The following is a 24,790-nucleotide window of genomic DNA, read 5'->3' as shown; positions in this document are numbered from 1 at the left end:
TCTCTATTGAATACTCAACCAACAATCGCTGCCTTCGTACTGACCCCTGCGGGCTTTCCTCCGGGCTGCGCCGCCATGGAGCGCAGGCGCATCAAGGTGCAGTGGCTTCCGATCGTCGTTCCGACCGGCGGGCACATCCCTAAGGTTCCCTAGGGTTCCCTGCGGTGTCAAGCGGTAAGCTAGGGAACCTCAGGGAACCGAGACGAGGGAGCACGCGAAATGGCCGGTCAGGCCGACAACCGGGCGCCGTACGCGAAGATTGCCGCCCACTACGCGGAGCTGATCACGTCCGGCCGGCTACAGCCGGGAACGCTCCTGCCGAGCATCAAGAACCTGTCGGAAGAGTGGAGCGTGAGCACGGCAACGGCAGAGAAGGCGTTGCGCAAGCTGCGCAACGAAGGCATGGTCCGAGGCATCCACGGGATCGGAACGGAAGTCCTGGATCAGCCGGGTCCGATGTCGTCGGGATCTCAGCGTCAGGACCGGGGCCGCCGTACTGGTTCGAGTTGGGGGTCCGGCGAACGGTCCGACTCGCACAAGGCTGACGTGGTCCCTGCGCCTGTGGAAGTGGCGCAGGCTCTGGGTATCGAGCCTCGCTCCGACGTGATTTGTCGTAGCCGGGTCTACCGGGACCGACACGGCATCGTGGCGCACAGTACGTCTTGGATCCCGGCTAGGTACGGGAAGCTGATCCCGCAGTTGGCGAAGAGTGAGCGATTGACCGGAGGTACCTCACTCCAGCTCATCGCTGAGACGACCGGCCTCCCGATCAGTCATCGGATCGACACCGCCTCAGCGCGCCTACTGACAGCGGAAGACACGCGGCTCTTGGAGTTGGATCCGGACAACCCGCCGACAGAACCCGTTGTCGTGATGACCGCGAAGTTCATCGACAGCGAGAACAACGTCGTGGAATACGGCGTTGACCTCGGTGGCCCGGGTCGTACCTGGCGGACGGAATCGGAGGTTTCCCCGTGACGACCTTGGATGACACGCTTTTGAACGTGCTTGAAGATCGAATGGGCGTCCTGCTCGCCGCTCGCCGTACCGGCACGCTCGCACCTGAAGCCGAACTGGAAATCCTCACGATTTCCCAGACCCTCACGAGACCCATGACCACACGTTCGCCGTTCTGTGTCCTCATGGCCGGACTCCCCGGCTCCGGCAAGACCACACTTTCCCGAGTTCTCACCGATCGCGGGTTCGTGCGCCTGTGCCCGGACGAGGAGATGTACCGCCGGCACGGCGTGTACGGGGTGGACTTCCCGCGAGGTACCTTCCCCACCCTCGAACGGCCGGTCCTCGAGGACGTGGCGGTTGAACTACGCGAACTGCTTCAGGCGGGGCGGGACGTCGTAGTCGATCACGGCTTCTGGACTCCCGAGGACCGGGCCCGGTGGCGCACCATCGCGACCGACGTCGGCGCCACTCCGCTGCTCGTCTACCTTGAAGCAAGCCATGACGAACTCTGGTCAAGGGTCAACAAGCGCAACGAGTTCCACGCCGACGATCCGAATTCGATCTACTTTTCCGAGAGCGACCTACAGCGCTACCGGGCCCGGTTCATCCCTCCGCGTGCAGACGAACCGCACCTCCTCTACGAGGGCGACACTGCAGGCGTGATTGCGGCCCTGGATGGGATGTGAAGTCAAGGTCCTGCGTGAACTGGAAAGCCCCCGTGTGACGGGCGATCGGAATCAATCTTCGCGCGGCGGTGGAATGTCGCGAATAGTATCGTTTCTAATCTCCTCCGCTTTCTTTTGGGCTTTTTGCACAATTCGATTCGCTTCGACCCTGGCTTCGGCTATTGCCTGGTCTGCGGTCTGCTGCGCTAGTGAAAGAACGCGCTGCCCCCGGGCCCCCTCCTCGGCCTCAGCTTTTCTGCGAGCCTCTGCAATGATGAGGTCAGCTTCGGTTGCTACATCCTCTAGGTGCTTGTCCGCAGTCTGTTGCGCCAATGAAAGAATGCGCGCTGCGGAGTCGTCGCGGTCTGTGACGCGGCCTCCTTCGGCAGCGAACATGGGGTTCCAGCCGATCGCGTCGGCGGATTCTTGCATCACCCGAGACTCGTGATTTAGGTGGGCATGGAGCTGCGCCATGGCGTTATCAATATGGTTTGTTGTTGCGTCGTCGTCGGCCACGTCCAGGGCTTCAAAGGAAGTCGAATACTCCGAGAATTCACGAGAAGCACTGCGATTCAGTTCCTGTTCCAGGAAGCTGAGCCTTCGAGCTGCAAAGTCCGCTATCTGCTGGTACTTATCCCTGTCACGCTCTGCTCGCTCCAATTGGGTCGTCAAGTCACGCTCCCGCGACTCGGCTTTTTTGAGTTTACTCTGCATAATTCTCAGCTTGTCGGCCTCCGGTACTGTGAACGTAGATTCAATGTAGTCAATTTTCCGGTTAAGGTGCGCAACTTCTGCGCGAGCTTGGCCGAGGAGGGCCAGGGCGGCTGATCCGACCTGGACCGCCTTCTGTCGTGCCTTCTCGCTGGTTACGTACGCATCCTTAAGCCTATTGACCTCTTCCAGCACCGCTATGGTGCGCTCCTGTGCAGCCACCAACTGGCTTAGTGACTCCACAGGGGGTTCATACGATCGTAACCGTGAATCGCCGATGAGCGCTTCGCGCGAAGTTTCCACAGGTCTTGTGGATTCGCTCTGGGCAGTGACCATTCCTTTGGCCGGGAAGCGCGGCCCCGGATCTCCCCCGCAATCTCTGAAGGCGTGCGACCACATATCCAAGAGTTCCAGCGTTTTTTCCCCGGGAAGTTGGTGATAGCTCGACCAGGCGTGAATAAGGAGTTCGACGTATTGCCATTTGACCGGCCGGTTAATCTCCTGGACGGAATTAGCCCAAGTGCCTCGCGATGGGGGGGCGGTCAGTCCGGGAATGTTTCCATAGAGACTCTGCCCGAGTTTAGTGAGCTGGTCATAAGATGGCCCTGACGATCGAAACATTCCCAGAGCGCGCCGATACGAAAGCCAATCCCCTGAGTTATTGGCAGCCAAAACGTCCAACCATCCGGTACCCATGCCTAGAGTGCCTCCCCCCGCTGTCGCCAGCGTCCCTCACCTGCTACGCACGTTGTACACCATCGTCGCAAGAACGTTCAGGTCTGTGTCAATATAGCCGCCCCACCTGCAAGGATGGCGTCGCTGTCGTCCAGGAACGTCTTGCCACGGGTCTCGCCTGGAAGTGAACGAGCATGTGCAAGGAGCCTATTGGGAGGTATTCAGCTAGCGGGCGATTAGAGCGTACCCGCGCAGAGAAAGGCAGGGAACGCTAGTGCCAACTCAAACTGTGAAAATCATGGCGCTATTGATTGCGCTCCTTAGTGGAATAGTTGGTGGCTTGATCTCCTTTGAATTGATTTTGCAACTCAGTGGAGAGGCAATCAAGGCCCTCGCCTCGGGGGGTGGAGTCTTCCTCAGCGTCACTTTGCTGGTGAAAGGCATTGAGGAGAAGCTTGGCTTGCTGTGACACGGGGTGCTACGAGGCCATGTCTCCTCTGCTTGAGGCTGAGACAACTGCAACCTGCGGAAGTGCCAGTTTCCCCCATGCGTCCCCCGGAAGTAACCGGCTGAAAGAGAAACCGCAGGTCACAGGGAGTGGGCTGAGCCCGCTGTAAAACTGCCAGCTCAGCCAGTTTCCGAAGCCACGTCATAACCACAGACACACGGAAGGGTCTGGCTCATCGAGCCAGACCCTTCCGGAGTTTCATTCGCCAAAGAATTTGTTTTAGGATCATAGCTGCATCCTTACGCGTCGGCCTCTACATCTTGATGAATAGGAGTTACGATGCGCGTCTCTTGGATGATTTCACTCAGACGAGTGTCTTTAGTGTATCCCCTCGTGCCAGCCGTGTACGTGTCTTCTGCTCCTCTGTACGACTCTCCGTGAGCAAAAGGAAGAGTCATTAGCATTTCATCGCCAACAGTGACAGCAGCGTAAAACGCATCTTCTGGCTCGGAAAGCTGCTCAATTAGCCAACCCAATGTGTCTGAGGGTACTGCACACACGTAGACGACTTCACCAACGGTATTAGGCACTCCTTGAACCAATGATTTGGCCTGCCTGGAGTCCCGAATTGTTCTACCTAGCCGCTCGTAGACGATTTGACGGTCTGCGGCATGCCCATCCTGGGCAAGTCGAGTAACTAGTTCGCCATCCGCGATATCGTAATGCCGCTCGTGATGCTCCACGACCTCAAATGGACCTTCCCGGTCCAGGTGGAATGCGATCGCATCCTGTAGTTCGGAGCGCATTGCAGAGAGGTCTTTCCGCCCGTACGTGAAACCCGGAAGTTGGGGGGACGTAGCGTAAATGACTTCTTCTGTCTGGCGAAGCATGATGTGGATCAACCAGGGTGTCAGGGGTGTCACTTCGCTCCCACCGCCTTCAGCGCCTCGCTCTGGGTCAGGCCAACCTGCTTCACCAGGATGTCTCTCACCACGCCCGGCGGCAAGCTAACGCGATCATGAAAAGCAAATGTGAGCGGCGGCATACCGTCAGCCTCAAGCCGACGATGTGAACCTGACTGTCGTGTCACTACGTACCCGAGCGCAGTCAGAACCCTGAGCATGGCCATCGCCTTCAGGGACGGGAAGGGGTTGGGCATGGATCACCTATCACTAGCAGAACAGTGCCAGCTACCCCCAGTAGCGCTCCGACACAGTACTACGAGATGTCCGCCGCCCGCTCGTGTTTCGTAGGGAATGGCAGCGCTTCGCGGGCATCGAGCCCCTCCAGCGCACCCTCTCCTGTTCGTTGTCCAGCTCGCTGATGGCCGCCACCGTTCATCGCCGTACGCGCAACACATCTGTCCTGCCGCGTGAACCCCCGCGAACGCTCCCGGACGGCCGCGCGGACAGTTGGAAAGCGTGTTGAGGGCCACTCCCACCCGGGTTCGAATCCCGTATCCGCCGCCAGTGCTCGTGTGGGCGCTGGACCGTCGCAGTTTCCGTGCCCGTGGGCCATGTGTGGGCCAACTTCGCGCAGACGGAGCCGAACTGGCGCTCCCGTGCAGGTGAGAAGGGGTTTCGCTCCTGATTCCGCAACGCTCTTGAAAACCGTCGTGGCGCGAGTCACCGTGGGTTCAAATCCCACACCCACCGCAGGTGAAGGGCCCCTGACCAGGTAGACCGGTCGGGGGCCTTCACCATGCACGGTGCCTGCTAGCGCACTGCTAGCGCACTGCTCCAGCAACCTTGCGAGGTCGTCCAAGGCAGCGAGCTGACGCTCATCGGTACACCGTTGCCCTGGATCGAGCAGCCAGAGCGAGCCGATTGCATCGGCCAACGCGTGCCCGTGCCCATATGAGCTGTACAGCAGCGGATCAGAGCTCCAGGGTCGCCAGGTCTTGCCGGAAGACCGTACGTGCCGCCCGGGTCGCGTCTCCGTGAGCCTGTCTGGCGGCATGGTACTCATCTGACGTCAGCGTGCATCCGGACGCGAGTGTTTCTCGAACCTGACGCAAGGAGTGGTACGAAGCGTCTATGGCTGCCGATACGTCGGTGGCTGCCGTCAGAACGAGCCGTTCTCGCGCCTCATCGCACCCCGATGCCTGAAACGCCTGCCGGATCTTGGCTGCCCTCGTCTGCGGGTCCGAGTAGTCCTCGTCAGCGGCCAACCGCATAGCCTCGTGCGCACGACGAAGGGCCACCAAACAGTCCGCGTACATGGCTCGGCGGTCTTGCAATCTGTTCTCCCGGACAGTCCGCCGCCAACGCAAGTGCTCGCCGGCCAGCGTCGCCCCAATGCCGAGCACCGCTCCGAGTGCTGTCCCGACAAGCGTCCCCCACTCCACGTGGAAGATCGTGCCACACTGCCGCACCTGCCCCCTTCCCCATGGGCAGCGTCGGCTCGGCTCTGCCTGGGTCGATGGTGGTCGGGACGGGAGCTCCCGAGCACGCCACTACGTGCACGCAGGCGGGAACGGCGCACCCTCCATCCCGGTGTCGGCCGATCTCCCGCCGGAGGCATCGCCTACGCGTCGAAGTCGTACTCCAGGACGTGCGAGGCGGCATCGAGCGTCAACGCAAGGGGTGCCATTCTCCGGAGCAGCACCCCTTCGGCGTGACTGTGTCTCACCCTGGTTCGCCGGTGCCCCGCCTTTGACCAGCATGTGCGGCCAACCTGCGGCCAGGATTTACGTCCCCTGCGTTCGGCGAGGGTGAAGTGGGCCTCGTGGTTCGACCGTCGGTTTTCGACGCGCACGACGTAGCTGGGCTCGGACACGCGCAAGACCCGTCTTCTCTCGCGGCGGCGTCGCGCAGTCGGCCCGAATCTGGCTTCGGGCTCGGTGATCTTGGCGCGGGGAGACTATCGGAGAGGGAACGGCTTGGTGTCTGCCTTCTGGCCTTGCCGGGGCCTGAACCTCCGTCCGCATGCTCTGCCGGCCCCTGCTCGATCAGCACATTCAGAGGGACCGTGGGCTACAGCTCGTAGTCCCGCGCCAGTTCCTCCCAGGCGACGTCCCGCAGCCCTGCCTGCGCATCGCAGTCCGACGGTACGCGTGCGTGGGGCTGGAACCAGATGACGGTGAGGTGGCTGCCGTAGAGGATGGGGTTGCGGGACGGGGTCAGGGCCGTGGAGCGGAAGACGCCGACGCAGGCCACCGCCGGCAGCATCTCGACGGGGCCGAAGGCGCCCGGGTAGTGGTCCGGGTACTCGTGCGGGGGCGGGACCAGGTGAACGGGGGTGGTCGGGTAGTCGTGTTCGGCCGAGCGCAGGAGGCCTTTGATCCTCAGCTCGTTGACCGGTCTGCACGGGTAGCCGTCCAGCATCCCGCCGTACGTCGACGTCAGGCGCAGCTCCCCGAGGTCGACCCTGCGGCCGGAGGTCAGGACGAGCCGGGACAGGGTCATGATCGGCACTCTGCGGCGCTCCCATGGTGCTGGTGGTGCTGGTGGTACTGGTGGTTCCAGTGGTTGTTCTAGGGCCGGCGCCCCGTCATCCGCGCCGCCGACGCGATCGTCGCCCGTGCCTCGCGTTCCGTGAGCCCCGAGTTGAGGGCCGCGTCCACCAGGGGTGCGACCAGTGCCGGGCCGATGCCGTTCTCGTAGGCGCGGCAGGCGGCCCAGAACAGGCGGGTGTTGCGCTGGCCCTCGTGGGCGGCGAGGACGAACTGGACCAGGCCCTGGCCCTGGTCGCCGGCCGAGGGATGGGTCGCGGGGTGGGTGGGGCGTGGTGGGGGCAGGAGCAGCCGGAGCAGGGCCGGCGGGCAGGCCGCGGGCGCGAGGTGGGCGGTGCCCGGGGCGGTCGTGTAGGTGCCGTGGTCGGTGCGGGAGCCGGGGCCGACGAGGTAGCCGCCGGCGCCCCTGATGTCGATGCCGGGGGCCAGGCGGCCGGCCGAGTTGGGGACGGCGGCGTCGGGCGGGCCGGTGAGCCAGAGGTGGCGGCCGCCGCTCGGGGTCAGGACGACGACCGTGTCGGGGATCGTGAAGAGGTGGCGCAGGGCCAGTTCGCGCAGGGCCGCCGAGGAGTCCGTGCCCGACTTGGTGTCCAGGTCGACGCCGATCAGATGGTGGGGCGGCAGGCCGCACGCGATGCCGTAGCCCGTGGCCCAGGGGGCGGCCGCGAAGAGTTCGCGGATGCGGACCGGGTCGGTCGAGGCGTCGTAGACCCCGTGGCCGAACGTGCCGCACTCGCCGTGGCACGAGGTCGCCAGGGAGTTCTCGTCGCGGTGGGGGGAGCGCAGGGCCGGGAGCTTGGTGCGGGACAGGGGGATGACGGCCAGCCCGCGTTCGGCGGCGGACAGGGCGTGGGCTAGGGCCAGCGTCGTGGCCTGCCGGTCTGTGGTGGCCATGCCTCCATGTTCGTACGCGTGTTCGAAAAAAGGAAGAGGCCGCGGGTGCGACGCGCCGAGGTTCGGGGATTGGCCGGAAAGTGCCGGAACGCTTCCTCTGTTGTCCCGCTTGGCAATTAACAGTCCGTATCGCCCGACATTGGTGCCTGAAGTCGCGAAAGGGGTTTATCGACTTGTCCTCACGCTTCAGGGGGAATAACCGCTTCCGTTCTGGTTCGCCGGGGATTCGGTGGGCAACTCTGGACTCGCGACGTCGTGCACAGCACCGGGGTGGTCGGCCAACTGCCCTGGAGAACAGGCTTACTTGACGTACTACCGGCCACAGGGCCGGGTTCTGGAGGAAACACCATGGCAAGCATCCGTACCGCCCGCGTCATCGCCGCCGCCTCCGCCGTCCCGCTCGCCGCCGCACTCTTCACCGGCGTCGCGGCGGCGGACAACGGCGGCTTCGCGGACGACGGATCGAACGCGGGTGTCGCGAGCATCGTGGGCAGCGGTGTCGGACACGACAACAACGGCAACGCGTCCACCACACAGCAGAACGCCGTCGGCTCCGGGGCGTCGAACCAGAGCAACACGGCACAGGTCAACCGCTCCGCGTTCACGGCCGTCAACCAGGGGAACAGCAACACGTCCGTCAACTTCACCCCCCTGTGGTGGTGATGGTGATCGGGGAGGGCTGACGGCCTCTGCGGGGGGCGCTTCAAGGGGGGCGGCTTCCAGGGGGGTGCTTCAAGGGGTGGGCTTCATGGGGTGGGACACGTCCGCGCGGCGGTGCTTCAGGCGCCGCCGCGCAGGCGTGTTCGCGTGCGCGGCGACAGCCTTGACACGCCTTGACACCGCACCGCATCTGACGGACAGTCAGGAAATCTTGCGGACAAGGAGGTTGCCGTCATGGGTGACGATCCGGACCACCAGACACGCCGGCCCCAGCCCCAGCCCCGCCCACAGCCCCAGCCTCACCCCCAGGCAGACGACTTGCCGACCCGCCTCAAGTCCTACGAAGGACACCCCGCCGCCGTCTCCGCCACCGGCAAGGATCCCGTTAACCTGCCCATGATCCGCCACTGGTGCGAAGCCCTGGGCGACTCCCACCCCGCCTACGCAGGCCCCGACGCCGTCGCCCCGCCCACCATGCTCCAGGCCTGGACGATGGGCGGTCTGGCCGGCCACACGGGCAGATCGTCGTCGTACGACGAACTCCTCGCGCTCCTCGACGCGGCGGGCTGCACCTCGGTCGTCGCCACCGACTGCGAGCAGGAGTACCTCCAGCCGCTGCGCCCGGGCGACGAGATCACGTTCGACACGGTCATCGAGTCGGTCTCCGACCGCAAGACCACCAAGCTCGGCACCGGTCACTTCGTCACGACCCGCACCGACGTCCGGGTGGGCGGGACCCTCGTCGGCACCCACCGCTTCCGCATCCTCAAGTACGCACCAGTGCAGGGGAAGAAGACCCCTCCGCGGCCCCGGCGCCCCCGCCCCGTCGTCAACCGTGACAACGCCGGCTTCTGGGAGGGCGTCGAACAGCGCAGGCTCCTCATCCAGCGCTGCACCGCCTGCGCCACCCTCCGCTTCCCGTGGCTGCCGGGCTGCGCCCACTGCGGCGGCCCCGACTGGGACACCGTCGAGGCCGGCGGAGAAGGGACCGTCTACTCGTACGTCGTCATGCACCACCCGCCCTTCCCGGCGTTCGACCCTCCCTACGCCGTCGTACTCGTCGAACTCGCGGAGGGCGTGCGGATGATCAGCAACGTGGTCGGGACGCCGTACGACAAGGTGCGGATCGGGATGCCGGTGCGGCTCGCCTTCCGAACGTACGACGGTGATCTCACCCTGCCCGTCTTCCGCGCCGCCGACGAGGAGGCCACCGTATGAGGGCGGGCGACGAGCTGCCACCCCTGAAGATCCCGGTCACCCGCACGCTCATCGTCGCGGGCGCGATCGCCTCCCGGGACTACCAGGACGTGCACCACGACCCGGAACTGGCCCGGCAGAAGGGCTCCCCGGACATCTTCATGAACATCCTCACGACGAACGGCCTGGTCGGGCGCTACATCACCGACCACTTCGGACCACGGACCGTGCTGAAGAAGGTGGCCATCAGGCTGGGTGCACCCAACTACCCCGGCGACACCATGGTGTTGACCGGAACCATAGAAGCTCTCGAAGGCACCACCGCCACCGTTCGGATCGTGGGGACCAACGGCATCGGCAACCACGTGACCGGGACGGTCACCTGCTCGATCGGGGACGCCGAATGAGCGCACGCGCGCGTGACGCGCTCGGCGGCCGGGCCGCGATCGTCGGCGTCGGGGCCACCGAGTTCTCCAAGGACTCCGGCCGCAGCGAACTGCGCCTGGCCGCCGAGGCCGTCCGCGCGGCGCTCGACGACGCGGGACTCACGGCGTCCGACGTGGACGGCATGGTCACCTTCACCATGGACACCAGCCCGGAGATCACCGTCGCCCAGGCCTGCGGGATCGGCGAGCTGTCCTTCTTCTCCCGCGTCCACTACGGCGGCGGCGCGGCCTGTGCGACCGTCCAGCAGGCGGCGCTCGCGATCGCGGCGGGCGTGGCCGAGGTGGTCGTGTGCTACCGCGCCTTCAACGAACGCTCCGGCCGCCGTTTCGGCTCCGGCGTCCAGCACCGCGAACCCTCCGCCGAGGGGGCCGCCCTCGGCTGGTCCCTGCCCTTCGGCCTGCTCACCCCGGCCTCCTGGGTGGCGATGGCGGCCCAGCGCTATCTGCACACCCACGGCCTCGGTCCGGAGGCCTTCGGGCAGGTGGCGGTGACCGGCCGTGCCTACGCGGCCACCAATCCGGCCGCCTGGTTCCACGGCCGCCCCATCACCCTCGCCGACCACGCGGCATCCCGCTGGATCGTCGAGCCGCTCAGGCTCCTGGACTGCTGCCAGGAGACCGACGGCGGCCAGGCGATCGTCGTCACCTCCCTCGCACGCGCGCGTGACCTCCCCCACCGGCCCGCCGTCGTCACGGCCGCCGCCCAGGGCGCGGGCCGCGCCCAGGAGCAGATGACCAGCTACTACCGCGACGACCTCACCGGCCTGCCCGAGATGAACGTCGTCGCCCGCCAGCTGTGGCGCACCTCCGGCCTCACCCCCGAGGACATCGACGTGGCGATCCTGTACGACCACTTCACCCCGTTCGTCCTGATGCAGCTGGAGGAGTTCGGCTTCTGCGCCCGGGGCGAGGCCGCGGACTTCGTACGCCGGGCCTCGCTCCCCCTCAACACCCACGGCGGCCAGCTGGGCGAGGCCTACCTGCACGGCATGAACGGCATCGCGGAGGCCGTACGCCAGGTGCGGGGGACGGCCGTGAACCAGATACCCGGGGCGCGGCGCACGCTGGTGACGGCGGGGACGGGCGTACCCACGTCCGGGCTGGTGCTCACCGGGGACGGGTAGCCCCCAGGGGTCATCCCGCAGTAGACGTGCCCCCCTCGTCCACCTTCAGGAGGTGCAGTAGGCCCCACCTCTACAACCTGAGGGGGAGTCCCCTTCGGGACCTGTGGCCGATGAGCGGGGGGCGGTCGCGAATCTAGCGTGGAGCCATGACCACACCCGTCTGCACCAGCGCTTCGAAGGCCGCCGTACCGGCGACGCAGACCCTCGCGTACCCGTCGTTCGCCTCGTACGTGAAGGCCCGCCAGCCGGTGCTGCTGCGTACCGCCCGCTCGCTCACCGCGAACCCGAGCGACGCGGAGGACCTGCTGCAGACCGCCCTGACCAAGACCTATGTCGCCTGGGAGCGCATCGAGGACCACCGGGCCCTCGACGGCTATGTGCGCCGCGCCCTGCTGAACACGCGCACCTCGCAGTGGCGCAAGCGCAAGGTCGACGAGTTCGCGACCGACGAGATCCCCGAGCCCGACCCCGTGCCCGGCGACGACGACCCCGCCGAGCAGCAGGCGCTGCACGACGCGATGTGGCGGGCGATCATGAAGCTGCCGGCGCGGCAGCGGGCGATGGTCGTCCTCAGGTACTACGAGGACCTCAGCGAGGTGCAGACGGCCGAGGTGCTCGGAGTCTCCGTCGGGACCGTGAAGTCGGCGGTGTCGCGGGCGCTGGGCAAGCTCCGCGAGGACCCCGAGCTGGTGCTCGCCCGGTAGGGAGTCCCAGGGAACCGTGGTTGACGCTCGGCCGTTGTGAGGGCGACACGATCGGACGTCGTGAGGGCATCGTGACGTGATCGATCGCCCGGCTCTAGTGACATACCGCGCGGTATGTGCGCAGAATCGGCGCGACCCTTACTACCGCGCAGGCAATGTCGCCCCGGGAGGACGCCGTGCTGAGCACGATGCAGGACGTACCGCTGCTGATCTCCAGGATCCTGACCCACGGGTCGTCGATCCACGGCACCTCACAGGTGATCACCTGGACCGGCGAGCCGGAGCCGCACCGCCGCTCCTTCGCCGAGATCGGCGCCCGCGCCGCCCAGCTGGCGCACGCCCTGCGCGAGGACCTCTCGGTCGCCGGGGACGAGCGGGTGGCGACCCTGATGTGGAACAACGCCGAGCACGTCGAGGCCTACTTCGCGATCCCCTCCATGGGCGCGGTCCTGCACACCCTCAACCTCCGCCTCCCCGCCGACCAGCTGACCTTCATCGTGGGCCACGCGGCCGACCGGGTCGTCATCGCCAACGGCTCGCTGCTGCCCCTGCTCGCCCCGCTGCTCCCGCACCTCAAGACGGTCGAGCACGTGGTGGTCTCCGGCCCCGGCGACCGCACGCTCCTCGAGGGCTCCCACGCGCGCGTGCACGAGTACGAGGACCTGATCGCCGGCAAGCCCACCACCTACGACTGGCCCGAGCTGGACGAGCGCCAGGCCGCGTCCATGTGCTACACCTCCGGCACCACGGGCGACCCCAAGGGCGTGCTCTACAGCCACCGTTCGATCTATCTGCACTCCATGCAGGTCAACATGGCCCAGTCGATGGGCCTGACCGACCAGGACACCTCGCTCGTGGTCGTCCCCCAGTTCCACGTCAACGCCTGGGGTCTGCCGCACGCCACCTTCATGACCGGCGTCAACATGCTGATGCCGGACCGCTTCCTGCAGCCCGCGCCCCTCGCCGAGATGATCGAGCGCGAGCGGCCGACGCACGCGGCCGCGGTCCCCACCATCTGGCAGGGCCTGCTCGGCGAGCTCGCCGCCAAGCCGCGTGACGTCTCCTCGCTCACCCAGGTCACCATCGGCGGCTCGGCCTGTCCGCCCTCCCTGATGGAGGCCTTCGACAAGCTGGGCATGCGGGTCTGCCACGCCTGGGGCATGACGGAGACCTCCCCGCTCGGCACCGTCGCGCGCCCGCCGGCCCACGTGGTCGGCACGCCCGAGGAGTTCGCGTACCGCCTCACCCAGGGCCGCTTCCCGAGCGGCGTCGAGGCCCGCCTCACCGGCCCCGGCGGCGAGCGCCTCCCCTGGGACGGCGAGTCCGCGGGCGAGCTGGAGGTCCGCGGCCCCTGGATCGCCGGCGCCTACTACAACGGCCCGGACACCGAACCCCTGCGCCCGGCCGACAAGTTCAGCGAGGACGGCTGGCTGAAGACGGGTGACGTCGGCACCATCTCCGCCGACGGCTTCCTCACCCTCACCGACCGCGCCAAGGACGTCATCAAGTCCGGCGGCGAGTGGATCTCCTCGGTCGAGCTGGAGAACGCCCTGATGTCCCACCCGGACGTCATGGAGGCCGCCGTCGTCGCCGTCCCCGACGACAGGTGGGGCGAGCGTCCGCTGGCCACGGTCGTCCTCAAGGAGGGCTCCACCGCCGACTTCGAGTCCCTGCGCGCGTTCCTGGCGAGCGATGTCTGCAAGATCGCCAAGTGGCAGCTCCCGGAGCGCTGGTCGATCATCGAGGCGGTCCCGAAGACGAGCGTCGGCAAGTTCGACAAGAAGGTGATCCGCAAGCGGTACGCGGAGGGGGAGCTGGACGTCACCCAGCTCTGAGCGGCACAGAGGCACGAGGGGCTTGAGGTGGAGGAGGGGTACGGCGAACAGGGCGCCCGGGGCCGGGACCCGGAGCCCTCGTACGGCAGTCGTCACCGCCGTACCGACGTGGCAGCCCATCCCGAGGCCAGCCACACGCCCGCCACCGCGCACACGCCGCCCCAGCCCCACCATCCGAAGGCCGAGGCGGCGAGTGCCGAGGCCGTCGCGCCGCCGGCGAAACCGGCCACGACGTACGCCGTGTTGGCGGTGGCCGGGGTCGAGGTCGTCGTCAGGGCGAGGGTCTGGTTGGCGACGTGGGAGGCGACCAGGGCCGCGTGCACGGCGATCGCCGCGACGAACAGCGCCCACAGCTGGTGCCCGCCGAGCCAGAACAGCGGCACGGACACGGCGGCGAGCAGATACGCCGACCGTACGACCTTGGCGGCGCCGAAGCGGTCCACGAACCCGCCGGCCAGCGGCGCCACGACGCTCGCGGCCAGTCCGAAGAGGCCGAAGAGCCCGGCGGTAGCGGTCGACAGACCGTAGGACGAGCCGGTCAGCAGGAGGGCCAGCGAGGTCCACAGCGCGCTCCAGGCGCCGTACATCCCCGCCTGCCGCACACAGGCGCGCCACAGGTCGGGCGAGTGGCGCACGACGGACGGCAGGGCGGTGAGGCCCGAGAAGAGCGGGCCGGAGCGGCGCACCTGCTCCGCCGGCAGGGCGTACGCGGTCGCGAGCCCGAGGACGGCCGTCAGGGCGGCCGCGCCCACGAACACCACCCGCCAGCCGTAGGCCTGTCCGATCAGTCCGCCGAGCACCCGGGCCGCGACGATCCCGGTGAACAGGCCCGCGATGACGGCCGCGACATGGCGGGCCCGGCGGTCGGTGGGGGCGCGCCGGGCGACCAGCGGGACCAGCAGCTGGGGGACGACGGTGGCCGCGGAGGCGACCAGGACGGCGGCCGCGAGGGCGGTGGTGCCGGTGGCGAGCGCGGCGGCGGTCAGGGCCGCGGTGGTCACGAGCGAGAGAGCGGCGACCAGGCGCCGCCGGTTCACGCTGTCGCCGAGCGGGGCGAAGACGAGCAGCCCGAAGGCGTAACCGAACTGCGCGACGGAGGCGACCCAGGCCACCGCGGAGGGCGTCGAGCCGTAGTCGCGGGCGATGAGGGGGAGCAGCGGGGCCGCGAGGTAGATGTTGGCGGCCGTGACGGCGGTGCAGACGGCGATGAGGACGAGGAGGAGCGAGCCCGCGCGCCCGGCGGGGGCCTTGCTGGACCGTCCCGTGGTGACGGTTGCTGTCGGCATGACCGGGGACCCTTCGAGTCAGGTCTAACAACTAACTGGTTGGTTGGTCGAATGGCTCAACAGTCTGGGAGCTCCGCCGATTCCCTGTCAACCAAATAGTTGGTTACTTGTCCGGGCTGCCCCTACCCTGGTCCCATGGCAGCAGCAAGGGACCCCGAGGCCACCCGGACCCGGATCTTCGAGTCGGCGGTCGCCGAGTTCGCCCGGCACGGCATCGCGGGCGCCCGCATCGACCGCATCGCGGCCGAGGCCAAGGCCAACAAGCAGCTGATCTACGCCTACTTCGGCAACAAGGCGGAGCTGTTCACGAAGGTCCTGGGCAAGGTCATGCTCGATCTCGCGGTCGCCGTCCCGGTCGACCCGGACGACATCGAGAGCTGGATCGACCGCCTCATGGACTACCACGAGGCCCACCCCGAGGTGCTGCGCCTGCTCTTCTGGGAGGGCCTGGAGTACGGCTCCAGCACCGAGCTGCCCGACGAGGCCGAACGCCAGGAGCACTACCGCCACAAGGTCGCGACGCTCGCCGACGGCCAGGCCCGCGGTGTGGTCACCGACGCCATCCCACCCCGTGACCTGCTGTTCCTGCTGATCGCCGTGGCCAACTGGGCCGCGGTGGTCCCGCAGATGAAACGGATCCTGGTGGGCGGCGAGCCCGCGGACCGGGAGCGGCTGCGGGCGTCGGTGCGGGAGGCGGCGCGCAGGCTCGTGGCCAAGTAGGGGCAGCGCTTTTCGGGGCGCGGGTGTTTCCGGGGCACGGCGTTTCCGGGGCGCGGCGCTTTCAGGGGCGGTGAGCGCCCCCTAGTTCGTCCCGATCCGGGCCAGCAAGTCCACGATCCGCGACTGGACCTCCTCGCTCGTCGACCGCTCGGCGAGGAAGAGGACCGTCTCACCCGAGGCCAGCCGAGGCAGATCGGCCTGGTCGACGGCGGCCGTGTAGACGACGAGCGGTGTGCGGTTCAGCTGCCCGTTGGCCCGCAGCCAGTCCACGATCCCGGCCCGCCGCCGGTGCACCTGCATGAGGTCCATCACGACGAGGTTGGGCCTGAGCTGCCCGGCCAATGTCACCGCGTCCGCGTCACTCGCCGCGCGGGCGACCTGCATCCCCCGCCGCTCCAGCGTCGCGGTCAGCGCCAGCGCGATCTCCGCGTGCTCCTCGATCAGCAGTACGCGCGGCGGGTGCTGCTCGCTGTCCCGCGGCGCCAGCGCCTTCAGCAGAACGGCGGGATCGGCGCCGTACGCCGCCTCCCGCGAGGCCTGCCCGAGGCCGGCGGTCACCATGATCGGCACCTCGGACGCCACCGCTGCCTGCCGCAGCGACTGCAGCGCGGTCCGTGTGATCGGCCCGGTGAGCGGGTCCACGAACAGCGCGGCGGGGAACGCCGCGATCTGCGCGTCGACCTCCTCGCGGGACTGCACGATGACGGGCCGGTACCCACGGTCGCTGAGCGCCTGCTGGGTCGTCACGTCCGGCGCGGGCCACACCAGCAGCCGCCGCGGATTGTCCAGCGGCTCCGGGGGCAGCTCGTCGTCCATCGGCTGCGGCCGCGGGGTGTCCGGGATCTCGACGGCCCCACCGGGACCGTCCAACGGCTCGGGCCCCTCGGCGGCGTTCACGTCCGGCGCCCCTATGGCGTACGACCGCCCGGCCGCCTCGGTGGCGTGCGCGAGCCGCGACTGCCCGGTCGGCGTGGCCGCGGACACCGCCTGCTCGGCCGCCGGATGCGGACGCGCCCCCTGCTCCGGCGCCGCCGCGGCAGCGGGGTCGGGCCGGGTGCCCAGCTTGCGCCGCCGCCCCGAACCGCCTGGCTGCTGCGGGGGAGGCGTGGCCACCCCCGGCTGCTGCACCTGGGCCGCCTGCCGGGTGAACGGAACCCCCTGCCCCAGGGTCCGCACGCTGAACGCCCGGCCCTGGGTGGAGTTCGGGTCGACGGCCGCGGCGGGCGCGGCGGGTGCCGCCGCGGCTTCGGCGGGCAACGGCTGCGCCGGCAGAGGCGCGCCGGGCGCCGGAGTGGACTGACCGGCGTCGGGGGCCTGTGCGGCCTGCGCGGGCTGGTTCGGGGTCGGGGTCGGGGGTACGGCGGTGGCGGCGCCGTTCGCCGATACGGGGGTGCCGGCGCCGGGGGTGTCGTGGCTGGTGGGCCACGGCTGGGAGGCGGGCGGGGTCTGTGCCGGGGCCGGTGCCTGGAGCTGGATCTGCGGCTGGGACTGGGGCTGGGGCTGGGGCTGCGGCTGGGGTGTCTCGGCGGGGAGGGGTCCGCCGGGGGGCGGTACGGGCTGGGCCGGGGCCGCGTGGAGGGGCGAGGCCGGGGCGGGTGCGGTCTGCGGAATCAGACCGGCCTGTCCGGTCGCGTTCTGCACGGGGACACCCGGGAACTGGGCCGCCGGCACCGCGCCGGGGACCTGCGGGGCAGGGGCCGTGGGCACTCCCACGGGCACGGGCCGGCCCGGAACGGCCGCCTGGACACCTTGCCCACCCTGTGCGGGGACCGCCTCCGCGGGCTGGGCCACGGCCCGTCGACGGCGGCCCGTCGGCGCGTTGGTGGGGTGCGGCTGGGGCGGGGTGTGGTCGTCGGCCTGGTCGTGCGGCACGGCGTCGTGCCGTCCGTCGTCACCGTGACCGTTGGCGGGGACGGGGGTGGGGGTCGCCGTATGAACGGGGGCCGGGGGCTGCATCTGCCCGGGCGCCTGTCCCTGCACGGGCACCTGGCCCGGACCGGCCACCGGAACCTGACCGGGGACCTGCCCCGGGCCCGCGACCTGACCAGGGACCTGCCCCTGAGCCTGGCCCGGAATCTGCCCCTGGGCCTGTACCTGTACTTCTCCCGGTCCCGTCGCCTCCGTGCCGTCGGCCGGCCTGTCCGCGTCGGCGGGCGGGAGGGCGAACACCGAACGGGGGGCCGCCTCCTGCGCCGCGGCACGCTCCGACGCGGCCGCGAGGGCACGCCGCCGACGCCCGTCCTGCTGCGATGTCTCCTCACCGGCCGGACCCTGCCCGGCGATCTGGAGCTCTCCCTGCGGCCGGCCCGGTCCGGCGGAGCCCCCCGCAGGCAACGCCGCCGGCAGCGCGTGCTGTTCGCCGTCCTCGCGCAGGGCCCGGCGTCCGGCCGGCACGGGTACACCCTGCGGCGGTACGGTCCCGCCGAGACCGGTGTTCACGGCGGCGGACCCGGCGCCGTGCTCGCCGGCCATCACCACGGCACCCTCGGCCACACCGGCTTCGGCGGCCTCGGCACCACCTTCGGCGGGCCGTCCACGACGCCGCCCCGTACCGCCGGAGTCGTCCCCGTCGTCGCCGGAGGCCTGCGCCGGCAGGGACACGGCCTGTTCCTGCCCGTCCACCGCCCGACGCCTGCGCCGCCCGGTGGGCGCAACGGACTCATCGGTCACGGCGGCCGGGACGTCGACCTCGAGGAAGGAGTCGGTGGAGGAGCGCCGCGCCCGCCGCCGCCCGCCGCCCTCGGCAGGGGTGGTCTCCGCAGGGGCGATCTCCCTGGGGGAGGCCTCCATCGGGGCCGGCTCCACGGGGGCGGCCTCCAGCGCGGCCGGACCGGGAACCGCGACGGCCCCCGCCCCACCGCCGATGGGCACCTCGAGGACGTACGCGCTGCCGCTCATGCCCGGCACTTCGTGCGTCTGGAGCACTCCGCCGTGGGCGCGCACGATCCCGCGCACGATCGGCTCGTGCACCGGGTCTCCCCCGGCGTACGGCCCGCGCACCTCGATCCGTACGCCCTCGCCGCGCTGCGCGGCCGCCACCACGACCGTGTTGTCCATGTAACCGCCCGCGGACACGGGAGAGTTCCCGGTCGCGTCGACCCCGGCCACGTCCGCGATGAGATGCGCGAGCGCGGTCGCCAGGCGCTGGGCGTCGACCTCGGCCTCGATGGGCGGCGCGTGTACGGCGAACTGGACGCGCCCCGGCCCGATGAGCTCGACCGCGCCGTCCACACCGGCGGCGACGACCGCGTCGAGCATGACGTTCGTACGGACGATGTCGTCGGCGCCCGCGTCGAGGCGCTGGTAGCCGAGGACGTTGTCGATGAGGTTGGTGATGCGGGAGTAGCCGGCCGAGAGGTGGTGCAGGACCTGGTTGGCCTCGGGCCACAGCTGCCCGGCGTCGTCGGCGGCGAGCGCGGAGAGCTCGCGGCGCAGTTCGTCGAGGGGGCCGCGCAGGGAGCGCCCCAGCAGGGTGAGGAGCTGGTCGTGGCGCCCGGCGAGGGCTTCGTAGCGGTCCTTCTCACGCTCACCGAGCGAGGCGTACCGCTCCTCGCCGGCGGCGAGTTCCTCGTCGTGCCGCTCCTGGAGCTCCTCCAGCTCGGCGATGTGCTTCTGGCGCAGCGCGGTCAGCTCGGAGGCGTGCTCCTCCTCGAGCCGCTCCAGTTCCTCGGCGTGGGCCTTCTCGGCGGCGGACTTCTCGTCGGCGAGGGCGTCGTAGGGCCGCCGGTCGGTGAAGGTGAGCACGGCGCCGACGAGCTGGTCGCCGTCGCGCACGGGCGCGGTCGTCAGGTCGGCCGGGACCTTCTCGCCCTTCTTCGACCACAGCACCTGCCCGCGCACCCGGTGCTTGCGCCCGGAGCGCAGGGTGTCGGCGAGCGGGGACTCCTCGTACGGGAAGGGGGTGCCGTCGGCGCGGGAGTGCAGGATGAGGTCGTGGAGCTCGCGGCCCCCGAGGTCGCTGGCCCGGTAACCCAGTATCTGGGCGGCGGCCGGGTTGACGAGCACGATCCGCCCGTCGGTGTCGGTCCCCACGACACCCTCCGAGGCGGCCCGCAGGATCATCTCGGTCTGCCGCTGAGACCGCGCCAGCTCGGCCTCGGTGTCGATGGTCCCGGTCAGGTCCCGTACGACGAGCATGAGCAGTTCGTCACTGCTGTAGCCGGAACCGTCGTAGGCCTGCTGGCCGTTCTCCAGGTTGGCGCTGGTGACCTCGACGGGGAACTCGCTGCCGTCGGTGCGCCGTGCCATCATCCGGGCCGGCTTGGTCCGCCCGCGCGGGTCCATGTGGTCGGGCCGCCGCATGGAGCCCGGGATGAGCCGTGAGTCGAACTGCGGCAGCAGATCGAGCAGGCCGCGCCCCACCAGAGCCGTGCCCGGCGCCTCGAACGCCTCCAGGGCGATGGTGTTGGCGTTGACGACGGTCCCGTTGGCGTTGACCAGCACCAACGCGTCGGGAAGCGCGTCGAGTATGGCTGCGAGGCGAGCAGCGCCTCGGGATGGCCTGCTGCTCACGAGACGCTTCCTCCCTGTTACCGCACCTTGCCGACCGTTCGGGCCATCTTGCCAAGGGGCCCGCGACGTGTCACGCGAGGGAGTCTAAGCGCAGCGGTTGGGCGGGGGTGCCGGATGAGAGGGAGGTCGCACGACGAAGTGAGGTAGAACGTGTGACCGCCCCCCGGGGGCTAGGTGTCCATGCCGGGGAGGAGCGGCACGAACCGGTCCCAGCGCGCGGTCTCGCAGCCGTTGCTCCGGTCGAACCGGGCGTCCACGGGGCGCCCGGCCCAGGTCCCCGTGACATGGGCGGTGGCGGGACCGCCGTAGAGCATCGTGCAGACGCTGCCCTCGGGGACGGGGGCGAAGGTGTCCTTCCCCCACCGCGTGTTCCGCTCCAGGGCGGCGCAGGCGCCGGCGGGGTCGGGGTGGGTGCCGCGGGAGGGGTGACAGTGGAGCTCGAAGGTCTGGTCGGCACCAGTGCCTGTGTCTCGGACGGTGACGCTGAGGTGGTCGCCGGTCTCGGTGTACGCCGCTGCGTGGGCGGGGGCCAGGGCGGCGAGGAACAGGGGGAGCGGGCTCAAGCGGGCGAGCCGGGTGAGTCGGGTGAGTCGGGGATGCCGGGGGGTCGTCCGGGTGGCGTATGACATGCCCTGACTAACGGTGGACGCGGCCGTACGTTGCGCGGAAGCACTTTGCCCTGCGCCCCGCCCGCCTAGTACCGTGGGAACCGATTGGTGGCACGACCTTCGACTGTGTCATCATCTGCACGCACCACTCGCGCTCGCGCGGGCGGCTGTGCTGGAGGCGTCGCCTAGTCCGGTCTATGGCGCCGCACTGCTAATGCGGTTTGGGACTTACATCCCATCGAGGGTTCAAATCCCTCCGCCTCCGCGCAAGATCACCGAAGCCCCGGTCCGAGCGACCGGGGCTTCGTCGTTCCCGGTCGTTCCCGATCTCGCTCAGATGTACGTTTCCGCAGCTCGCAAGGGGTATGGCAAACGGATTTCACATGGGAGCGGCAGTCATGTAATGTTCTTCCTGTCGCCGCGAGCGGCCCGAAAGGGCAAGGAACGGCAAGAAAACAGAACAAGCACTCGTAGCTTAACGGATAGAGCATCTGACTACGGATCAGAAGGTTGCAGGTTCGAATCCTGCCGAGTGCACAGCATTTCAAAGCCCCCTCGGGATCATCCCGGAGGGGGCTTTGTCGTGGAGTACGGCATGTGGAGTACGGCATGACGTAGGGATCGTCATCCGCAGTGACTCCGCGACTGGGCGGCGCTTCTGGACACCGACACGTGATGTCGGCTCCCGCTGCCCGCCGCGTCCTGGACGTACGAGAGTGGCACGTGGTCACGTGGTGCTCGTGGCCAGGCCGTGGAAGGCCTCGGTGGTGCGGGGGTGGGCGAGTTCGTCGAGGAGGTGGCGCCAGTCGGGGTCGGTCGTGGTGGGGTGGGCCAGGTCCCAGGCGGCGAGGAGCGGGGCCAGTTCGGTCTCGGGGGAGATCTCGATCGGCGAGGTGGACGGAGAGGTCAGCAGCCGGCTCATGGGAGTTCCTTCCGGAGAGTGCGGAGAGTGCAAGGCGCGTGAACTCGGGGGCGGGGTCCGGGTGGTCCCGATCCGATGGCTTCTACGATGGCCCCCATCCCGGGCCCGCGACATGGCGCCGGCCGCCCCATTCGGGGTGGGGACAGCTGTACCCCCGGGGGGCTGCCAGCCCCCATCGCGGGGTTGTCGTAGCCCTCTGCGATCGTGACCGGCAGACCTGGCGGAGGCCATCGAGACGGGGCGGCTGCACCGGGTCGGCGGCAAGAGGGACTCTCGCGGTGTCCTGGCCGTACGACTGGCTCGTGGGCGGGGCCGCGGAGGCCGGGGAGTCGTACCGGGACGCGGCGGCCCGTGAACTCGCCGAAGAGCTGGGGGTGTTCGGGGCGGTGCACGAGGTTGTCGTGACCGCCGCGCTCGTGCCTGATCCGGGGGAGATCGCGCGGCATGGGGGTTCGGCGAGGGCGAGTTGCCGGAGGCGTCGGGCGGGGGGCGTTCGTGTCCGACGGGGTGGAAGCTCTTCGGCGTAGTCGGCGGTTGTCTGGCGCCTGAACGGACCGTTGGAGAGTCGGCAGCGCCCCTGTGCCGGTCGAGCAGGAGCCCCCGCACGACGCCCCCGCACGACGGCTTCCCCTGCAGCCCCCCGTTCAGCAGGCGGTGCTCACCGCGGCCCTCGGCAGGCTCGGGCGGGGCAGGGTGACCGTCCGGGCCGGGCGGTTGTCCTTGCGGGTGCTCCCGAAGACGAACAGGCGCAGGACCAGGAAGCGGCCGATGCCGGCGAGGGCGGAGGCGCTGAGGTAGGCGACCTGTTCCGTGAGCATGCTCGGGGAGGACTGGACGGCGTGCAGGAGGAACATCGCGGCGCCGGTGACCGCGTACGCGGCGGCCGCCGAGCCGGAGGACTGCAGGTGCCGGCGCCGGCCGGGGCGGCGGCCGGTGCCGAAGGTGAACAGGGCGTGGAGCTCGGTGCACAGGAGCGTGGAGGCCACGGTGATCACCGCGTTCGCCAGCGCCCACGGCATCGTCAGCGCCACCAGCGGTACGGCGAAGCTGGAGAGCACGCCGATCCCGCCCCCGCAGACGACGAAGCGCACGAAGGAGGCGAGCGGACCGGGGGCGGCCGGGGCGGTCGGAGAAGCGGGGGAGAGCCTCGACGGGGACTCGGTCCGGTCGGCCGTCTGCGGCTCCATGGGGTGTCCTCCGGCTCGGCGCTGGCTTGTCGATCCGCTTGATCCCGGGCGGATCAGCTGCGATCAACGATGCCGTCGCGGGCTCGCCGAAACGATGGAGTGGCCTCCCGGACCGAAGGTAGGGCTGGCTCCACCCCCGGGGTGGGGCGTCCCCGCTACTCGCCCTTCGCGTCCTTGGTCCGCAGCTCCTCGATATGGGCGAGCGCGAGGTTCGTCGAACGGCTGAACCAGTCGTGGAGTACGGCGATCTCGTCGGCGGAGTACTCCGCGAAGACCGGAACCGACCACCTGACCCCGCGTCCCGGCAGCGATGTCAGTGGTGCCCCCTACTCTCGTGAGGGATGGCACAGGGATGGAAGTGCTCGGGGTTGTCGTGGTCGGCCGACGGGCCCGTGCTGCGGTGGGACGGTGGGCGGCGCAGTGCGCTGACCTGGGGGAAGCGGGTGGCCTTCGGGGTCGCGGAGGGGGGTGGGCGGACATGTGTGGGAGCGCGGGGGCACGCGTGTCCGGCGCGGGCCGCGGTGTCGGGGCGGAGCACGGGGGCGCGGTGCGAGGAGTGTGCGCGGCTGGACCGGGCGCACTCCGTGGCCGCCGACACCCTCGCGGACGACCCCCGCCCGTACCGGGTATACCTGGCGTGGTTCGGGCCCGGCATGGTCAAGGTCGGCATCACGGCGCACGCGCGGGGGTCCGCGCGCCTGTTGGAGCAGGGCGCCGTCTGCTTCAGCTGGCTCGGCACCGGACCGCTCATGGCCGCGCGGCGCACCGAGGAACTGCTGCGGGCGGCGCTCTCGGTACCCGACCGCATCCCGTACGGCGCCAAGCGGGCCGTACGGTCCGCCCTGCCGGGGTCGGCCGCCGAGCGGGCCGCCGAACTCGCCGGACTGCACGCGCGGGCGGTGGCGCTGGGCGGCTGGCCGGAGTCCCTGGACCGCGCGCCGTACGAACCGGTCGACCACGTCGGGATCTTCGGCCTCGCCGGGCTGCCCGCCGCCGTGGGTGAGGTGAGCGAGCTCGTCGCGGGCGGGTCGGTGGGCGGGCGGCTCCTCGCGGCCGTCGGACCCGACCTGCACCTGGAGACCGAGGGCGGGGCAGTGGTCGTACTGGACACCCGGCTGATGACGGGGTGGGGGCTGGTCCCGGCCGACCGGATGGAAATCACCGTGCCGATGAGAGAGTTCAAGGAGACGTCGGGGGTGCAGGACGGGTTGTTCTGACGAGGGAGGCCGGGGATGGACGTCACCGTGCAGTGGATACGCACGTCGTGGACGAAGCGGTCCCGTGGCGGTGAGGCCGCGACCAGAAGGAACGCGGCTCCGGTCGGCTTCGTGCTGCCGCCGTCCGCGGTGGGGCGGGACGGGGAGCCGTTCGTCCATGCGGTCCGGATGGACGAGCAGGACGACTTCGCGCCGCACGGCCGGCAGGGCGACAGCCTCACCGGCGTCGACGTCCAACTCCAGGAGGTCGACGGGCGGTTGCGGGTCCTGCCCAGGGTGAGGCCGATGTTCGGGGTGCCGCCCCGGCCGCGGCGGCGCCCGGCCGTGCGGCTCCAGCCCGGGCAGTGGGTGCGGTGGCGGCTCAACTACCGCTTCAGCAGCGCCGTGGGGATACAGGACTGGTCGTACTGGCTGGACACCTTCAACATCGCCTACGGCCCGGTCGGCGCCGACGTGTTCCTCGGGGCGCCGACGGTCGGTGTGGACGAGCAGGGGCCGGTCCGGTAGCGGTCCGGGATGCGGCCGGACGGCTTGCCCGACCCCTCGAACAAGGGATTCCCCAGGT

At 69.4% G+C, this 24,790-nt stretch carries 21 protein-coding genes, 2 tRNA genes and 1 pseudogene; 15 read left to right on the top strand and 9 right to left on the bottom strand.

All coding sequences use genetic code 11. The features are described from left to right. The first annotated feature begins 219 nt into the window (after positions 1–219). Positions 220–978 carry a GntR family transcriptional regulator gene (locus ACGFWE_RS26195; protein ID WP_393602145.1) on the top strand — a complete coding sequence of 253 codons (759 nt, stop codon included), beginning with the start codon at positions 220–222 and terminating at the stop codon, positions 976–978. Beyond that, positions 975–1,646 carry an AAA family ATPase gene (locus ACGFWE_RS26190; RefSeq protein WP_393602143.1) on the top strand — a complete coding sequence of 224 codons (672 nt, stop codon included), beginning with the start codon at positions 975–977 and terminating at the stop codon, positions 1,644–1,646. The genes ACGFWE_RS26195 and ACGFWE_RS26190 overlap by 4 nt, the downstream gene beginning before the upstream one ends. A gap of 87 nt (positions 1,647–1,733) precedes the next feature. On the opposite strand, the pseudogene ACGFWE_RS26185 reads toward ACGFWE_RS26190, so the two are convergent. After that, positions 1,734–1,862: pseudogene (locus tag ACGFWE_RS26185) on the bottom strand (cell division protein DivIVA); the annotation flags it as partial. 1,447 nt (positions 1,863–3,309) lie between these two features. Between ACGFWE_RS26185 and ACGFWE_RS26180 the strand changes: the two are divergent. Further along, positions 3,310–3,480, top strand: coding sequence for a hypothetical protein (locus ACGFWE_RS26180; RefSeq protein ID WP_393602141.1), 171 nt, complete (start codon positions 3,310–3,312; stop codon positions 3,478–3,480). A gap of 898 nt (positions 3,481–4,378) precedes the next feature. Here the strand turns inward: ACGFWE_RS26180 and ACGFWE_RS26175 are convergent. From ACGFWE_RS26175 to ACGFWE_RS26165, 3 genes are all read right to left on the bottom strand, one after another. Then, a complete protein-coding gene (locus ACGFWE_RS26175; protein ID WP_393602139.1) occupies positions 4,379–4,618 on the bottom strand; it encodes a type II toxin-antitoxin system HicA family toxin in 240 nt (79 codons plus the stop codon). A gap of 1,816 nt (positions 4,619–6,434) precedes the next feature. Next, the gene (locus ACGFWE_RS26170; RefSeq protein ID WP_352391385.1) at positions 6,435–6,866 is read right to left on the bottom strand and encodes a hypothetical protein; all 432 of its coding nucleotides are present in this window, start codon (positions 6,864–6,866) and stop codon (positions 6,435–6,437) included. Positions 6,867–6,934: 68 nt separating this feature from the next. Beyond that, on the bottom strand, positions 6,935–7,807 hold the full coding sequence (locus tag ACGFWE_RS26165; protein WP_352391384.1) for a bifunctional DNA primase/polymerase: 873 nt from the start codon (positions 7,805–7,807) through the stop codon (positions 6,935–6,937). Positions 7,808–8,155: 348 nt separating this feature from the next. Here ACGFWE_RS26165 and ACGFWE_RS26160 point away from each other — a divergent pair, with 348 nt between their 5' ends. From ACGFWE_RS26160 to ACGFWE_RS26135, 6 genes are all read left to right on the top strand, one after another. Further along, a complete protein-coding gene (locus ACGFWE_RS26160) occupies positions 8,156–8,470 on the top strand; it encodes a hypothetical protein (protein WP_393602137.1) in 315 nt (104 codons plus the stop codon). Positions 8,471–8,701: 231 nt separating this feature from the next. Continuing rightward, a complete protein-coding gene (locus tag ACGFWE_RS26155) occupies positions 8,702–9,685 on the top strand; it encodes a bifunctional MaoC family dehydratase N-terminal/OB-fold nucleic acid binding domain-containing protein (protein WP_393602135.1) in 984 nt (327 codons plus the stop codon). Next, positions 9,682–10,071 (top strand): MaoC family dehydratase, encoded by a 390-nt coding sequence (locus ACGFWE_RS26150; RefSeq protein WP_393602133.1) that lies wholly within the window; start codon positions 9,682–9,684, stop codon positions 10,069–10,071. Before ACGFWE_RS26155 ends, ACGFWE_RS26150 begins: the two co-directional genes overlap by 4 nt. Beyond that, positions 10,068–11,234, top strand: coding sequence for a lipid-transfer protein (locus tag ACGFWE_RS26145; RefSeq protein ID WP_393602131.1), 1,167 nt, complete (start codon positions 10,068–10,070; stop codon positions 11,232–11,234). Before ACGFWE_RS26150 ends, ACGFWE_RS26145 begins: the two co-directional genes overlap by 4 nt. Positions 11,235–11,380: 146 nt before the next feature. Next, the gene (locus tag ACGFWE_RS26140) at positions 11,381–11,938 is read left to right on the top strand and encodes a SigE family RNA polymerase sigma factor (protein ID WP_057609235.1); all 558 of its coding nucleotides are present in this window, start codon (positions 11,381–11,383) and stop codon (positions 11,936–11,938) included. Positions 11,939–12,093: 155 nt separating this feature from the next. Next, entirely contained in the window at positions 12,094–13,773 is a 1,680-nt protein-coding gene (locus ACGFWE_RS26135; protein ID WP_352391379.1) for a long-chain fatty acid--CoA ligase, read from the top strand. A gap of 92 nt (positions 13,774–13,865) precedes the next feature. On the opposite strand, the gene ACGFWE_RS26130 is transcribed toward ACGFWE_RS26135, so the two are convergent. After that, positions 13,866–15,059, bottom strand: a complete 1,194-nt coding sequence (locus ACGFWE_RS26130; RefSeq protein ID WP_352391378.1) for an MFS transporter — start codon at positions 15,057–15,059, stop codon at positions 13,866–13,868. A gap of 135 nt (positions 15,060–15,194) precedes the next feature. Between ACGFWE_RS26130 and ACGFWE_RS26125 the strand changes: the two genes are divergently transcribed. Next, complete coding sequence (locus tag ACGFWE_RS26125; RefSeq protein WP_393602128.1) at positions 15,195–15,779, top strand: TetR family transcriptional regulator; 585 nt, start codon at positions 15,195–15,197, stop codon at positions 15,777–15,779. 81 nt (positions 15,780–15,860) lie between these two features. Here the strand turns inward: ACGFWE_RS26125 and ACGFWE_RS26120 are convergent, their stop codons facing one another. After that, complete coding sequence (locus ACGFWE_RS26120) at positions 15,861–20,291, bottom strand: PAS domain-containing protein (RefSeq protein WP_393602126.1); 4,431 nt, start codon at positions 20,289–20,291, stop codon at positions 15,861–15,863. A 170-nt stretch (positions 20,292–20,461) separates the two neighbouring features. After that, entirely contained in the window at positions 20,462–20,920 is a 459-nt protein-coding gene (locus tag ACGFWE_RS26115; protein ID WP_393602124.1) for an SSI family serine proteinase inhibitor, read from the bottom strand. Between the two features lie 153 nt (positions 20,921–21,073). Here ACGFWE_RS26115 and ACGFWE_RS26110 point away from each other — a divergent pair. Both ACGFWE_RS26110 and ACGFWE_RS26105 read left to right on the top strand, forming a co-directional pair. Next, positions 21,074–21,164: transfer RNA gene (locus tag ACGFWE_RS26110), tRNA-Ser, on the top strand. Positions 21,165–21,363: 199 nt separating this feature from the next. After that, positions 21,364–21,436, top strand: a tRNA-Arg gene (locus ACGFWE_RS26105). A gap of 190 nt (positions 21,437–21,626) precedes the next feature. On the opposite strand, the gene ACGFWE_RS26100 is transcribed toward ACGFWE_RS26105, so the two are convergent. Next, positions 21,627–21,821, bottom strand: a complete 195-nt coding sequence (locus ACGFWE_RS26100; protein WP_393602122.1) for a hypothetical protein — start codon at positions 21,819–21,821, stop codon at positions 21,627–21,629. A 38-nt stretch (positions 21,822–21,859) separates the two neighbouring features. Between ACGFWE_RS26100 and ACGFWE_RS26095 the strand changes: the two genes are divergently transcribed. Next, positions 21,860–22,348 (top strand): NUDIX domain-containing protein, encoded by a 489-nt coding sequence (locus ACGFWE_RS26095; RefSeq protein WP_393602120.1) that lies wholly within the window; start codon positions 21,860–21,862, stop codon positions 22,346–22,348. A gap of 117 nt (positions 22,349–22,465) precedes the next feature. Here the strand turns inward: ACGFWE_RS26095 and ACGFWE_RS26090 are convergent, their stop codons facing one another. Beyond that, on the bottom strand, positions 22,466–23,008 hold the full coding sequence (locus ACGFWE_RS26090; RefSeq protein ID WP_393602118.1) for a GtrA family protein: 543 nt from the start codon (positions 23,006–23,008) through the stop codon (positions 22,466–22,468). A 341-nt stretch (positions 23,009–23,349) separates the two neighbouring features. Here ACGFWE_RS26090 and ACGFWE_RS26085 point away from each other — a divergent pair, with 341 nt between their 5' ends. Together ACGFWE_RS26085 and ACGFWE_RS26080 are read left to right on the top strand one after the other, a co-directional pair. Next, on the top strand, positions 23,350–24,225 hold the full coding sequence (locus ACGFWE_RS26085; RefSeq protein ID WP_393602116.1) for a DUF2797 domain-containing protein: 876 nt from the start codon (positions 23,350–23,352) through the stop codon (positions 24,223–24,225). 15 nt (positions 24,226–24,240) lie between these two features. After that, positions 24,241–24,732 (top strand): hypothetical protein, encoded by a 492-nt coding sequence (locus ACGFWE_RS26080; protein ID WP_352391371.1) that lies wholly within the window; start codon positions 24,241–24,243, stop codon positions 24,730–24,732. Positions 24,733–24,790: the final 58 nt, after the last annotated feature.

It is taken from the genome of Streptomyces sp. NPDC048523 (assembly GCF_043199815.1).
GTDB lineage: Bacteria > Actinomycetota > Actinomycetes > Streptomycetales > Streptomycetaceae > Streptomyces.
This window is presented reverse-complemented; position numbering and strand designations above follow the sequence as displayed.

Bases quoted from the DNA above. Each gene is read 5' to 3' on its own strand.
- ACGFWE_RS26195 (WP_393602145.1), top strand. From the start codon at position 220: ATGGCCGGTCAGGCCGACAACCGGGCGCCGTACGCGAAGATTGCCGCC.
- ACGFWE_RS26180 (WP_393602141.1), top strand. From the start codon at position 3,310: ATGGCGCTATTGATTGCGCTCCTTAGTGGAATAGTTGGTGGCTTGATC.
- ACGFWE_RS26175 (WP_393602139.1), bottom strand. From the start codon at position 4,618: ATGCCCAACCCCTTCCCGTCCCTGAAGGCGATGGCCATGCTCAGGGTT.
- ACGFWE_RS26170 (WP_352391385.1), bottom strand. From the start codon at position 6,866: ATGACCCTGTCCCGGCTCGTCCTGACCTCCGGCCGCAGGGTCGACCTC.
- ACGFWE_RS26165 (WP_352391384.1), bottom strand. From the start codon at position 7,807: ATGGCCACCACAGACCGGCAGGCCACGACGCTGGCCCTAGCCCACGCC.
- ACGFWE_RS26160 (WP_393602137.1), top strand. From the start codon at position 8,156: ATGGCAAGCATCCGTACCGCCCGCGTCATCGCCGCCGCCTCCGCCGTC.
- ACGFWE_RS26155 (WP_393602135.1), top strand. From the start codon at position 8,702: ATGGGTGACGATCCGGACCACCAGACACGCCGGCCCCAGCCCCAGCCC.
- ACGFWE_RS26150 (WP_393602133.1), top strand. From the start codon at position 9,682: ATGAGGGCGGGCGACGAGCTGCCACCCCTGAAGATCCCGGTCACCCGC.
- ACGFWE_RS26145 (WP_393602131.1), top strand. From the start codon at position 10,068: ATGAGCGCACGCGCGCGTGACGCGCTCGGCGGCCGGGCCGCGATCGTC.
- ACGFWE_RS26140 (WP_057609235.1), top strand. From the start codon at position 11,381: ATGACCACACCCGTCTGCACCAGCGCTTCGAAGGCCGCCGTACCGGCG.
- ACGFWE_RS26135 (WP_352391379.1), top strand. From the start codon at position 12,094: ATGTCGCCCCGGGAGGACGCCGTGCTGAGCACGATGCAGGACGTACCG.
- ACGFWE_RS26130 (WP_352391378.1), bottom strand. From the start codon at position 15,059: ATGCCGACAGCAACCGTCACCACGGGACGGTCCAGCAAGGCCCCCGCC.
- ACGFWE_RS26125 (WP_393602128.1), top strand. From the start codon at position 15,195: ATGGCAGCAGCAAGGGACCCCGAGGCCACCCGGACCCGGATCTTCGAG.
- ACGFWE_RS26115 (WP_393602124.1), bottom strand. From the start codon at position 20,920: ATGTCATACGCCACCCGGACGACCCCCCGGCATCCCCGACTCACCCGA.
- ACGFWE_RS26100 (WP_393602122.1), bottom strand. From the start codon at position 21,821: ATGAGCCGGCTGCTGACCTCTCCGTCCACCTCGCCGATCGAGATCTCC.
- ACGFWE_RS26090 (WP_393602118.1), bottom strand. From the start codon at position 23,008: ATGGAGCCGCAGACGGCCGACCGGACCGAGTCCCCGTCGAGGCTCTCC.
- ACGFWE_RS26085 (WP_393602116.1), top strand. From the start codon at position 23,350: ATGGCACAGGGATGGAAGTGCTCGGGGTTGTCGTGGTCGGCCGACGGG.
- ACGFWE_RS26080 (WP_352391371.1), top strand. From the start codon at position 24,241: ATGGACGTCACCGTGCAGTGGATACGCACGTCGTGGACGAAGCGGTCC.